We start from the raw sequence: 11,123 nt of genomic DNA, 5'->3' as shown, positions 1-11,123 counted from the left end.
GGCTTCGGCGACGCCGAAGGGGTTGAGCGCGGCAGCGGCGGCGGAGGCGCCGGCGAGGCTGAGGATGTGGCGCCGGTTCATCGGCATGGCGGGTCCTTTCGGAAGGCGGGACCGGACGGGGCGGCGCGGACCGGCGGGTGCGCCGCCCCGGGTCCGGTCCCGGGTCGGTCAGGCGTCGGCGATGTCGGCGAGGACTTCGTCTGCGCCGCAAGTTGTCTCGACGGGGACCAGCGAGAACTGCTGGTTGTTGGCGCCGGTCGGGGTCCACTGGCGCAGCGGGGCGCCGACGGAGGTGGACCAGTCGTAGACGTCGATGGCCTTGCCCGAGTTGCGGTTGATGAAGGAGTAGTAGCCGGCCGAGTTCCGGTTCACCTGCCACTGCTGGTTCGTGCCGTTGAGGTTGGTGTACTGGGCGATCGTGGCGCCGTCGGCGGTGCTGAGGTTCCAGACGTCGAGCACCTGGCCGGAGTGGCGGACCTGGATGCGGTAGTAGCCGCCGCCCGAGTCGATGAAGCGGAACTGCTGGTTGGTGCCTTCGTAGTTCGTGTACTGGGTGAGGATCGCGCCCGTCGCGGTGGAGGCGCCCTGGATGTCCATGGCGAGCCCCGAGTGGCGGGAGACGATCGTGTACCAGTCGCTGGTGTTCGGCGGCTGCGCTTCGGCGCGGTCCGCGGCGAAGGCCACGAGACCGGCGGTGGCGAGCACGACGGCCGCCGCGAGTGCGGCGATGCCGCGGGCCCAGCGGGTCAGGATCGAGAGGTCGGGTGCGGTGGGGTCCATCGGGGACTCCTCGGCGGAGCGGGGGAAACGCCGTTCCCTGAGCGGTGACCGTGCCGGTGGTTACCGATCACAGATCTAAGCGGACTCCGAAAGGTTCGATACGGGTTCCGAAACTTAGATGAGACGAACTATAGAGATTCATCGATATCCTGTCAACGGGGCGGCGCCCGCCGCGGGCGCCTACCGCCGCAAGGCGGCCACCGCTTCGGGGTCGCCGGTGAGATCGGTTTCGGAGGCGTCGCGGCGGCCGCTGAGGTAGAGCAGGAGTTCGACCGGGTGGCCGGTGAGGACGGCGCCGCCGGGCGGGCCGTAGTGGCGGGATTCGCCTGCGCGAGTGCTGATTTCGAGGCCGTGGGGGCGGATCTTGCGGGCCGTGCCGCGGGCGGTGAGGCGGACCGTGGCCCAGGCGATCTTGTCGAGGTCGGGACGGCCGGTGCGGGGGGCGAGGCCGTTGGCGCGGCGCACGTCCTCGTGGTGGATCAGGTACTCGGTGCCGTTGAGGAGGTTGCGGACGCCGGGGATGCGCCACGGCAGGGCCGGGGCTCCGGCGCGGAGGCGGGCGGTCAGGGCCGGGAGGCCTTTCGCCTTCTCGACCGCCCGCTTCTCGTCCGTCCACTTCGAGAAGTGCTCGCGCAGGACGAGGTGCGCGGCGAGGTCGAGCGTGGTCCAGCCTTCGCAGAGCGTCGGCGCGTCGGGGCCGAGCTCGTCCAGCAGGTCGCAGAGGTCGAGGCGCTCTCGTTCGTCAAGCGGCGGTTCGTGATCGGTGCTCATCGGTTCCCTCTCGAAGATCGTGGCGGCGGCCGTCTCGGCGGAACTGCCGGGGCGGTCGCCCGGTGGGCGTCAGGCGAGGGCGCGGGCCTTCGCGCCTTCGAGGTGCTCGCGCATGAGGGCGGCGGCGCGCTCGGCGTCGCGCGCTTCGAGGGCGTCGAGGACGAGGCGGTGGTCGCGGGCGGCGTTCCCGGCCCCGGTGCGCCCGCGCTTGGTGAACAGGCGGAAGCGCTGCATGTGGCCGTCGAGGGAGCGCAGTGCCTGTTCGAGGAACGGGTTGTCGCTCTGGGCGGCGATGAGCTGGTGGAAGGCGTCGTCGGAGGTCCAGTAGCGCCGGAAGCCCTCGGGGTCATCGTCGGCGTGCGGGGCGGTGGCGTCCAGGTCGTCGACGGCGGCGCGCAGCTCGGCGAGGAACTCAGGGGTGGTGCGCAGTCCGGCCTGGAGCGTCAGCTCCGGCTCGATCACCAGGCGCGCCTCCATGAGCTTGGCGACCTCGCGGTCGGTCAGGGCGTCGGCGACCCGGTAGCCCTTGAGGGCCTCGCGCCTGACGAGGCCGGTGTGCTCCAGCCGCGCGAGCGCCTCGCGCAGCGGCGTCTGGCTCACGTCGAGGTCGCGGCCGAGGGCGCCGATGTTGAGCGGCTCGCCCGCGGCGCGGCGGCCGTCGAGGAGCTGCCGGAGGAGGACGCCGTACATCCGGTCCGCCACCGGTTCCCGCGTCGAACGCCCGCTCGTGGCCACTCCACCGCTCCTTCTCATCCGGAGCTTCGATTATGCCTTACACGATCGGCCCCGATCCGATACCGGAAGCGCGCATCCCCGAGCGCGGACGGGTCAGTCCGCCGTGAGCGCCCGCAGAGCCTTCGCGGCGCTGGCGGGCCCGGAGACGACCGAGAGGCCGAGGGCTTCGGCGAGCGGAGCGGCGGCCGGCGCCAGCGAGTACTGGGCCAGGAAGACCGCGTCGTGCGCCGCGGCGTGCGGGCGACAGGCTTCGACCAGGGCGGCGACGAGTCCTTCGTGGTCCTCGTTCCTGGTGGCGGCCATGGCTTCCGGAACGGCGAGGCCGGTGAGCGCGGGGCCGTCCGGGCCGAGGGCGGCGCCGATGCGGGCGACCGAGTCGTCGCGGCCGTTCGCGAAGGAGGCGACGACGAGGACGCGCCGGAAGCCCGCGTCCGCGATGTCGGCGAACGCGGCCTCGTCGGGGGCGAGCACCGGCTTCTGCGAGGAGAGTCCTTGGGCCACAGGGCCGTACAGGGAGCAGGTGAGGAGGACGCCGTCGGCGCCGCCGTCCAGGGCGTACGCGATGAGGCGCTCCATGCGCGAGCGCAGCTCCGCGTCGAGGCCGCCGCGGGCGTCGGCGTCCGGCAGGAGGCGGTCGTCGAGCAGGTTCCAGACCTGCGCGCCGGGGAAGTCCGCGGCGAGCGCGTCGCGGGCCGGGGCGATGGCGGCGGTGACGGCGCTGATCAGCGCGATCTTCGGGGCGCTCATGCCGTGTACTCCCGCATCCAGTCGAGCCCGGCGAGCGTGGTCGTGCGCGGCTGGTACTCGCAGCCGATCCAGCCGGCGTAGCCGGATTCGGCGACGGCCGCGAAGAGCGCGGGCCAGCCGATCTCGCCGGTGCCGGGCTCGTGCCGCGAAGGCGGGTCGGCGATCTGGAGGTGGAGGATCCGGTCCTGGAAGCGCCGGAACGTGGCGATGAGGTCGCCTTCGTCGATCTGCAGGTGGTAGAAGTCCAGCAGCAGGCCGACATGCTCGGTTCCGACGGCCTCGGCGACGTCGGCGGCCTGCTCCTGGGTGTCGAGGATGAACCCGGGTGCGTCGCGCTTGTTCTGCGCTTCGAGCAGGAGCCGCACACCGGTCCCGACGGCCTGCGCTGCGGCCCAAGCGATGTTGGCGACGTACTGGGCGAACGCGCGGTCCCGCGAGACCCCTTCGGGGATGAGACCGCCGACGACGTGCAGGAAGGGCGCGCCGAGCGCGGTCGCGTATTCGAGGCCGCGCAGCACGCCGTCGCGGTACTCCCCCACGTGGTCCGGCAGGCACGCGAGGCCCTGGCGGGTGGGCGACCCGGGCGGTCCCATCGGGGTGTTGACGAGGACCTGCTCCAGGCCGTTGTCGGCGAGGAGCCGCGCGAGGTGCGCCGCCTCGTACTCGTACGGGGAGGGGTATTCGACCGCGGTGAACCCGGCGCTCGCGGCGGCCTCGAAGCGCGCTTCGAATTCGTGCTCGGTGAACAGCCATTTGAGGTTGGCGTCGAACCGGAGAGTCGGCATAGAAAATACTATAGTGCAGCATCGGATAGTGCAGCGGCGACCGCATCGCGGCCCCGCTGCATCGCCGCGGCCTGTCAGTCGGTGGTCGCGGTGCGGGCGGGGAGGACCCAGCCCGGGCGCGGGAAGTGGCAGGTGTAGCCGTTCGGGTAGTTGAGCAGGTAGTCCTGGTGCTCGGGTTCGGCCTCCCAGAACGGGCCGGCCGGCTCGATCGTGGTGACGGCCTTGCCCGGCCACAGGCCCGAGGCGTCGACGTCGGCGATCGTGTCGCGCGCGGTCCGCTCCTGCTCGGGGCTGAGCGGGAAGATCGCCGACCGGTAGCTGGTGCCCAGGTCGTTGCCCTGGCGGTTGAGCGTGGTGGGGTCGTGGATCTGGAAGAAGAACGCCAGCACGTCCCGGTACGTGGTCTGCGCCGGGTCGAAGACGATCTCGACCGCCTCGGCGTGGCCGGGGTGGTTTCGGTAGGTCGCGTGGTCGTTCGTGCCGCCGGTGTAGCCGACGCGGGTCGCGAGCACGCCCGGCTGGCGGCGGATGAGGTCCTCCATGCCCCAGAAGCAGCCGCCGGCCAGCACGGCCGTCTCGGTGCCCGGGTTCTGGGTGATCGCTCCGGTGTCGGTGATACCGCTGGTCATGGCGGATGCTCCTTCATGCTCGTGGTCGCGGACGGGCGTCACTGGGCACAACACTCCCGGGACCGGATTTGGTCCCGCACCCCCGGAGCACTCCCTGTGACCGCGGTCGCAGCCTCCAGCAGGGCTGCCGCGGCGGACTCCCGGGCGGCGGAACACCGGCAAGACACCGGCAGGCGCTCGAAGCGGGCCCCCGCACAAGGCGCTCGCCCGCTAACGTCGATCCCGTCTCATCCGCCGCGGCGGTCCCGCGCATCAGGTCCGATCCCCCCGGAGCAAGCACTTGACCATCCCTCTCCACCAGCCGCCTTCAGCCGCCCGATCCCCGAAGCGGTCCGCGATCGGAGCGTGCGCGTGACGGCGTACCACCGGGGTTTCGATCCGGAACTCGACACGCGGCCCGTGATGCACTCGCAGTACCTGCGCCCTGAAGAAGAGGTCCTGTTCGTGTACGGCGCGTCGCCCGCGAACGCGGCCTACGACGTGCGGGACCGGCAGCGGAACGGGAGCCCGAAGCGATCCGCCGCCCTGGCCGCGCTGAAATGGACGCTGCTCGCCTTGGTCCGGCTGTTCGTCAAGCTGGTCAGATTCGCCATGCACCCCTACTACTCCTCAGGGGAGGTCAAAGGCGTCGAGCCGGTGACGGTCTCGGGCATGCAATCCGACTGCCGGGCCGCGACACTGGCGGACGCCGCGCGCGGCAGGACCGGCGTCTGGATCCTCACCGACCGGCGCTTCGCGTTCGTCGAAGTCCGGGACCGCGACGAGCGAGCCGCTGCTTCGGCATCGACCAAGGAGGACCTGGACGACCTGAAGCGGCACATCGGCCGCCTCCCCGGCGAGTGGACCGACTTCCAGCAGGACCGGCAGCTCGGCCCCGTGGACGCCGCACCGGTCTTCGAGCTGACCTCCGACCAGTACCACGACCGCGGTCGAGACCGGCGGAAACCCAAGGGGTCCAAGGAGGGCGTCTTCCACCTGCTCGAATTCGCCGACGGCTCCGGCATCGCCCTCGGCATCGACAGCCCCTGACGGTCCGGCGGCTGCTCCGGCTTTGCGACCCCGACCGGCCGGGCTCGGGGCTACGCTCAGGTTGTGGAAGCGGCACAGGAGAGGGTCATCGTCGGCGTCGACGGCTCGGAGGCTTCGGTGGGGGCGCTGCGGTGGGCGATCCGGTACGCGGAGCGGACCGGCGCGACCGTGGACGTGGTCTACGTGTGGCAGGTGCCGGCGCTGTACGGAGACCCGGTGCGCGTCCTTCCCGGCGACCGCATCGCCGAGGCCGCTCAGGAGGCGCTCAGAGCGACCGTCGACCGGGAGCTCGGCGGCCGGACGTCGCCGAAGGTCCGGTGCATCCCGCAGGGCGGCTATCCGTCGCAGGCCCTGGTGGAGCGGTCGGCCGCGGCGGACCTGCTCGTCGTCGGCAACCGCGGCCTGGGCGGTTTCAAGGGCGTGCTGCTCGGATCGGTGAGCCTGCGCTGCGTCTCCCACGCCGCCTGCCCGGTGGTCGTGGTGCGATCACCCGACTGAGCCTCCGACCGCGCGAGGGGACCTTGGTCCCCCCGGGTTCCGCCCTGCGGCCCCTCGAAGACGGCTCTGATCTGCGATTCCATTGAGGTGTCACCGGATGGAACTTCCGGTGCGAACCGCGATTGGAGCCGTCATGACCACCTCTCCCGCAACCGAATCCACGATCACTCCGGCGGCCGCCGCCCACCGCGGCGTCGACTACGTGTGGGCCGTTCTGCGCATCGCGCTCGGCTGGGTCTTCCTGTGGGCCTTCCTGGACAAGACGTTCGGCCTCGGTTTCGCCACCGAGCGGGACGCCTCCTGGCTGAACGGCGGCAGCCCCACAGAGGGCTTCCTGTCCTTCGGCACCAAGGGCCCGCTCGCGGACTTCTACCAGGGCATGGCCGGATCGGCGTTCGCCGACTGGCTGTTCATGGCGGGCCTGCTCGGCATCGGCCTCGCGCTGGTCCTGGGCATCGGGATGCGCATCGCCGCCGCCGCAGGCGCGCTGCTGCTGGTCCTCATGTGGTCGGCCGCGCTGTGGCCGGAGAACAACCCGTTCATGGACGACCACCTCGTCTACGCCGGGCTCCTCATCGGCCTCGCCATGACCCGTGCAGGCGACACGCTCGGCCTCGGCAAGGCCTGGGCCGCAACCGGAATCGTCGCCAGGAACCCCTGGCTCAAGTAGCACGCCGCACGGAACGGGCCGCGACCTGAGGTCGCGGCCCGTTCTGTGCGCCGTTCACCTCGCCATCGCGAAGGCGGCGGCGCCGACCTCGGCCGCCCATAGGCGGGCCCGCCCGAACTCGCCCGCGGCCACCGGGCCGAGGATCCCGTCGACGAAGAAGCTCACCGGCTCGCCCAGGACCCGGAACCCGGCCCGGCGCAGCCGCCGGGTCGCGGAGCGGGCCGCGGACCCGGTGAAGTGCCGGTCCACCCGGGTGTCGAAGGCGATCGACTGGACGCCCGCGGGCGCCTCGACCGCTTCGAGCCACTCGCGCAGACCGATCTGCGTCGAGACCAGTCCGTCGGGCGCCTTGAGCGCCGCCTCGGCGCGGGTCGAGGGGCGGCTCAGCGAGAACGCGTGGGTGGGCCCGCCGACGACCACGAGCCCGATGCCCTCGTCGAGGACCAGCGGGGCCTCGCCGACTTCGTACACGTCGACTTCCATGCGCTCGGCCAGCTCCGCGGCGACCGCCTGGGCCACCTGCCGGGTGCTGCCGAACATCGATTCGTAGATCACTGCGGCTCGCATCTCGTCCGCCTTCCTTCTCTCTTCCGGGTCTGGAACGGTCGCGGGGCCCGGCCCCGGTGCCCGGGCCGGGCCCCGCCCGGACCCCTCGCGGGGCCCGGAGCGTGGAACACGCCGCGGCTCACCTGGTGTCGGCCTCGCCGGTCTTCGCGGCCGCGGCCGCCCGCCCCGCTTCCAGGCGGGCGACGGGGACACGGAACGGGGAGCACGAGACGTAGTCCAGGCCGGTCCGGTCGAAGAACCGCACCGAGGCCGGGTCGCCGCCGTGCTCGCCGCAGACGCCGACCGGCAGGTCCGGGCGCACCGCGCGCCCCTCCTCGACCGCGATCGAGACGAGGCGGCCCACGCCCTCCTCGTCGAGCACCTCGAACGGGGAGTCGGCGAAGACGCCCTTGGCGAGGTAGACGGGGAAGAACGAGCCTTCGACGTCGTCGCGGGAGAAGCCCCAGGTCGTCTGCGTCAGGTCGTTGGTGCCGAACGAGAAGAACTCGGCGTGCGCGGCGATGCGCCCGGCGGTGAGGGCCGCGCGCGGCAGCTCGATCATGGTGCCGATGCGCACGTCGAGGGCGATGCCGGTCTCCGCGGCGACCTCGTCGAGCACCCGCCGGATCTCCTCGCGCACGAGCTCGAACTCGGCGGTGCCGCCGATGAGCGGGACCATGATCTCCGGGCGCGGGTCGGCCCCGGCCCTGATCCGGGCCGCGGCGGCGAGGGCGACGGCGCGCACCTGCATGGCGGCGAGTCCGGGCACGGCCAGGGCGAGGCGGACGCCCCGCAGGCCGAGCATCGGGTTCTGCTCGTGCAGGCGGCGCACCGCGGCGAGGAGGCGCACGTCGTCCGCATCGGCCTCGCCTCGCTCCTCGGCGAGCGCGACCTTCACCGACAGGTCGGTGAGGTCGGGCAGGAACTCGTGGAGCGGCGGGTCGAGCAGGCGGATGGTGACCGGCAGGCCGTCCATGGCGGCGAGGATGCCGGTGAAGTCCCCCAGTTGGATCGGGAGGAGCTCGGCGAGCACGGCGTCGCGCTCGTCGTCGTCGGCGGCGGTGACGAGCCGTTCGATGAGGCGGCGGCGCTCGCCGAGGAACAGGTGCTCGGTGCGGCACAGGCCGATGCCGTCGGCGCCGAAGCGGCGGGCCCGGGCGGCGTCCTCGGGGGTGTCGGCGTTCGCGTGGACGCCGAGGCGGCGCCGCTCGTCGGCGTAGACCATCATGCGGGCGACCGCCTGGACGACGGGGTCGGAGCGGCGCTGCTCGCGCGTGAGGTGCCCCTCGAAGTACTCCACGACCGGGGGCGAGGCGACCGGGACGGCGCCGAGGTAGACCGCGCCGGTGGCGCCGTCGATGGAGAGGGTGTCGCCTTCGCGGACGACCATGCCGCCGGGGGCGGTGAACTGCTTGCGGGCGTAGTCGATCTGGAGGTCCTCGGCACCGACGACGCAGGTCTTGCCCATGCCGCGGGCGACGACCGCCGCATGGGAGGTCTTGCCGCCGCGGCTGGTGAGGACGCCGGCGGCGGCGATGATGCCGGGCAGGTCGTCCGGGCTGGTCTCGCGGCGCACCAGGATGACCGGCCCCGGGCGCCAGGCGCCGTCGGAGTCGAAGACGGCGGCGCCGACCGCGGCGCCGGGCGAGGCGGGCACGCCGACGGCGACCGGCTCGGGTTTGGCCTCGGGGTCGAACTGGGGGAACATGAGCTGCGCGAGCTGCTCGCCGGAGACGCGGCCGAGCGCCTCCTCGACGCTGATGCGGCCCTCGTCCACAAGTTGGAGGGCGATGCGGAAGGCGGCCGCGGGGGTGCGCTTGCCGATGCGGGTCTGGAGCATCCACAGGCGGCCGTGCTCGATGGTGAACTCGATGTCGCACAGGTCGCGGTAGTGCTCCTCCAGGAGCGCCATGATGCGCCGCAGCTCCCGGTAGGAGGCGGGGTCGAGGCGTTCGAGCTCGGCGAGCGGCGCCGGGGTGCGCACCCCGGCGACGACGTCCTCGCCCTGGGCGTCGGTCAGGTAGTCGCCGTAGACGCCCGGGGCGCCGGTGGCGGGGTCGCGGGTGAAGGCGACGCCCGTGCCCGAGTCGGGTCCGAGGTTGCCGTAGACCATGGCCATCACATTGACGGCAGTGCCCAGGTGCTCGGGAATGCGCTCCTGGCGCCGGTAGACGCGGGCGCGGTCGGAGTCCCAGGAGTCGAAGACGGCGCGCACGGCCATGTCGAGCTGCTCGCGGGGGTCCTGGGGGAAGTCGATGCCGGTGGCGGCCCGGACGATCCGCTGATAGGCGGCGACGAGGTCGCGCAGGGCCGCGGGGTCGAGGTCGACGTCGCGTTCGGCGCCGTTGAACCGCTTGGCCTCGGCGAGCGCGTCCTCGAACCGGTCGCCTTCGATGCCGAGGACGGTGGTGCCGAACATCTGGATGAGCCGCCGGTAGGAGTCCCACGCGAAGCGCTCGCCTCCGGCGGCGGCGAGGCCGTGCACAGAGTCGTCGTTGAGGCCGACGTCCAGGACGGTGTCCATCATGCCGGGCATGGAGAACTTCGCTCCCGAGCGCACCGACACCAGCAGCGGGTCGGCGGGGTCCCCGAGCCGCTTGCCGCGCTCGGCCTCCAGGCGCGCCAGGTGCGCGTCGATCTCGTCGTCGAGGCCGGGCGGCTGGTCGCCGGTGGCGAGGTAGCGGCGGCACGCCTCGGTGGTGACGGTGAAGCCGGGCGGGACGGGCAGGCCGAGGTTCGTCATCTCGGCGAGGCCGGCGCCCTTGCCTCCCAGCAGGTCCTTGTGGTCCTTGTCGCCTTCGGCGAACGCGAACACGTACCTCTTCGCGGTCATCGCACTGACCCTCCTCGTCTCGGATGCCTCTCCCCTCATTGCAGTCCGCACGGGCGTGCGCGGCGAGGGCCCGAGGGCACCGGCGCCGCCGACCTAGGTCCCGTCCGGCCGCTCCCGGGAGGGACCCACGTCCGCGCGGCCGGGGGCGTTGGTCCCTGGCACGGCGGGGAGGGCGGGGCGAGATTGAAGGCAGGAGCACGGGAAGAAGGTGGCCGCCATGATGTACGGGTACGACCCCGGATGGGGCTGGATGATGCTGATGCCGCTGCTGTGGATCGCGCTGGCAGGCGTGATCGTCTGGGCGGCGGTGCGCTTGGCGCAGCACGGGGACGGCCGTCGCCCGCATCCCGAGGCGCGACCGCGGGAGACTGCGCGGGAGGTGCTCGACCGCAGGTACGCGGCCGGCGAGATCGACGAGGCCGACTACTTGAGGGTCCGCGAGCAGCTGGACGGCGGTGAGCGGCCGTGACCCGCGGGAGGCTGGCGCCCTTGACGGCGCTGGTCACCGCCGGGGTGCTGCTGGTCGCCTCGTTCGTCCTCATCGCCGCGGGCCCCGACCGGGACTGGAGCGGCCCTTGGGGGCACTGGCGCTCGGACTCCGGCTCCGCGGTCGCGGACCTGGACGGCGCCGAGCGGGCCGCCGCCGCGTTCGCCGCGGACCTCGGGCTGGTCGTCGGCGAGGTCATGGAGTTCGAGAACGGCTTCTACGCGGTGCTGACCGAGCCGTCGGGGACCCCCGCGACGGAGGTCCTCGTCGACCCCGCTCGCGGCTCTGCGTGGATCGAGCGGGGCCCGGCAATGCGGTGGAACACCGAGTACGGCTCGCACATGGCCGCGTGGGCCGATCCGGCCGCGTCCGATCCGGACGGTGCGGCGGCCCTCGCCGACCAGTGGCTCGCCGCCGAGCGGCCGGGCGAGCGGGCCGCCGAGGTCACGGCGTTCCCCGGCTACTGCACCGTGATCGCCGAGGACGGGACCGGCACGCCGACCCGGCTGATCTCGGTCCGCGACGGTACCGGCGAGGTCTGGCCCCACTCCTGGCTCGGCGGCTTCGTCGCCCGCACCGGCACGGACTGACCGGGACCGCCGCGGCACCAATG

General features: G+C 72.7%; 13 protein-coding genes. 5 read left to right on the top strand and 8 right to left on the bottom strand.

Going from position 1 to position 11,123, the window contains the following annotated elements; translation table 11 throughout:
- Positions 1 to 168: 168 nt before the first annotated feature.
- From WA640_RS27815 to msrA, 6 genes are all read right to left on the bottom strand, one after another.
- Entirely contained in the window at positions 169 to 780 is a 612-nt protein-coding gene (locus WA640_RS27815; RefSeq protein WP_335992122.1) for an RICIN domain-containing protein, read from the bottom strand.
- A 180-nt stretch (positions 781 to 960) separates the two neighbouring features.
- Positions 961 to 1,551, bottom strand: coding sequence for a maleylpyruvate isomerase family mycothiol-dependent enzyme (locus WA640_RS27810; RefSeq protein WP_335992121.1), 591 nt, complete (start codon positions 1,549 to 1,551; stop codon positions 961 to 963).
- Positions 1,552 to 1,620: 69 nt separating this feature from the next.
- The gene (locus WA640_RS27805) at positions 1,621 to 2,241 is read right to left on the bottom strand and encodes an FCD domain-containing protein (protein WP_106363973.1); all 621 of its coding nucleotides are present in this window, start codon (positions 2,239 to 2,241) and stop codon (positions 1,621 to 1,623) included.
- A 138-nt stretch (positions 2,242 to 2,379) separates the two neighbouring features.
- Positions 2,380 to 3,033: a hypothetical protein gene (locus WA640_RS27800; protein WP_335992119.1), complete on the bottom strand. Its 654-nt coding sequence runs from the start codon at positions 3,031 to 3,033 to the stop codon at positions 2,380 to 2,382.
- On the bottom strand, positions 3,030 to 3,818 hold the full coding sequence (locus WA640_RS27795) for a hydroxypyruvate isomerase family protein (RefSeq protein ID WP_335992118.1): 789 nt from the start codon (positions 3,816 to 3,818) through the stop codon (positions 3,030 to 3,032). The genes WA640_RS27800 and WA640_RS27795 overlap by 4 nt, the downstream gene beginning before the upstream one ends.
- A 74-nt stretch (positions 3,819 to 3,892) precedes the next feature.
- Positions 3,893 to 4,447 carry a peptide-methionine (S)-S-oxide reductase MsrA gene (msrA, locus tag WA640_RS27790; RefSeq protein ID WP_335992117.1) on the bottom strand — a complete coding sequence of 185 codons (555 nt, stop codon included), beginning with the start codon at positions 4,445 to 4,447 and terminating at the stop codon, positions 3,893 to 3,895.
- 351 nt (positions 4,448 to 4,798) lie between these two features.
- Between msrA and WA640_RS27785 the strand changes: the two genes are divergently transcribed.
- The 3 genes from WA640_RS27785 (at position 4,799) to WA640_RS27775 (ending at position 6,644) form a co-directional block, all read left to right on the top strand.
- Positions 4,799 to 5,476, top strand: coding sequence for a hypothetical protein (locus tag WA640_RS27785; RefSeq protein WP_335992115.1), 678 nt, complete (start codon positions 4,799 to 4,801; stop codon positions 5,474 to 5,476).
- A 63-nt stretch (positions 5,477 to 5,539) separates the two neighbouring features.
- Positions 5,540 to 5,974 carry a universal stress protein gene (locus WA640_RS27780; protein WP_335992114.1) on the top strand — a complete coding sequence of 145 codons (435 nt, stop codon included), beginning with the start codon at positions 5,540 to 5,542 and terminating at the stop codon, positions 5,972 to 5,974.
- A 133-nt stretch (positions 5,975 to 6,107) separates the two neighbouring features.
- Positions 6,108 to 6,644 carry a DoxX family membrane protein gene (locus WA640_RS27775; protein WP_335992113.1) on the top strand — a complete coding sequence of 179 codons (537 nt, stop codon included), beginning with the start codon at positions 6,108 to 6,110 and terminating at the stop codon, positions 6,642 to 6,644.
- A 54-nt stretch (positions 6,645 to 6,698) separates the two neighbouring features.
- Here the strand turns inward: WA640_RS27775 and WA640_RS27770 are convergent, their stop codons facing one another.
- Entirely contained in the window at positions 6,699 to 7,211 is a 513-nt protein-coding gene (locus tag WA640_RS27770; protein WP_335992112.1) for a flavodoxin family protein, read from the bottom strand.
- 118 nt (positions 7,212 to 7,329) lie between these two features.
- A complete protein-coding gene (ppdK, locus tag WA640_RS27765) occupies positions 7,330 to 10,023 on the bottom strand; it encodes a pyruvate, phosphate dikinase (protein WP_335992110.1) in 2,694 nt (897 codons plus the stop codon).
- A gap of 217 nt (positions 10,024 to 10,240) precedes the next feature.
- Here ppdK and WA640_RS27760 point away from each other — a divergent pair, with 217 nt between their 5' ends.
- Complete coding sequence (locus WA640_RS27760; RefSeq protein ID WP_335992109.1) at positions 10,241 to 10,492, top strand: SHOCT domain-containing protein; 252 nt, start codon at positions 10,241 to 10,243, stop codon at positions 10,490 to 10,492.
- Positions 10,489 to 11,100 carry a hypothetical protein gene (locus WA640_RS27755; protein WP_335992108.1) on the top strand — a complete coding sequence of 204 codons (612 nt, stop codon included), beginning with the start codon at positions 10,489 to 10,491 and terminating at the stop codon, positions 11,098 to 11,100. The genes WA640_RS27760 and WA640_RS27755 overlap by 4 nt, the downstream gene beginning before the upstream one ends.
- Positions 11,101 to 11,123 lie beyond the last annotated feature (23 nt).

The sequence above is a fragment of the Glycomyces sp. MUSA5-2 genome, from assembly GCF_037034145.1.
GTDB classification, from domain to species: Bacteria; Actinomycetota; Actinomycetes; order Mycobacteriales; family Micromonosporaceae; genus Glycomyces; species Glycomyces artemisiae.
This window is presented reverse-complemented; position numbering and strand designations above follow the sequence as displayed.

Coding starts and splice junctions, on each gene's coding strand:
- WA640_RS27815 (WP_335992122.1), bottom strand. CDS start 780: ATGGACCCCACCGCACCCGACCTCTCGATCCTGACCCGCTGGGCCCGC.
- WA640_RS27810 (WP_335992121.1), bottom strand. CDS start 1,551: ATGAGCACCGATCACGAACCGCCGCTTGACGAACGAGAGCGCCTCGAC.
- WA640_RS27805 (WP_106363973.1), bottom strand. CDS start 2,241: ATGTACGGCGTCCTCCTCCGGCAGCTCCTCGACGGCCGCCGCGCCGCG.
- WA640_RS27800 (WP_335992119.1), bottom strand. CDS start 3,033: ATGAGCGCCCCGAAGATCGCGCTGATCAGCGCCGTCACCGCCGCCATC.
- WA640_RS27795 (WP_335992118.1), bottom strand. CDS start 3,818: ATGCCGACTCTCCGGTTCGACGCCAACCTCAAATGGCTGTTCACCGAG.
- msrA (WP_335992117.1), bottom strand. CDS start 4,447: ATGACCAGCGGTATCACCGACACCGGAGCGATCACCCAGAACCCGGGC.
- WA640_RS27775 (WP_335992113.1), top strand. CDS start 6,108: ATGACCACCTCTCCCGCAACCGAATCCACGATCACTCCGGCGGCCGCC.
- WA640_RS27770 (WP_335992112.1), bottom strand. CDS start 7,211: ATGCGAGCCGCAGTGATCTACGAATCGATGTTCGGCAGCACCCGGCAG.
- ppdK (WP_335992110.1), bottom strand. CDS start 10,023: ATGACCGCGAAGAGGTACGTGTTCGCGTTCGCCGAAGGCGACAAGGAC.
- WA640_RS27760 (WP_335992109.1), top strand. CDS start 10,241: ATGATGTACGGGTACGACCCCGGATGGGGCTGGATGATGCTGATGCCG.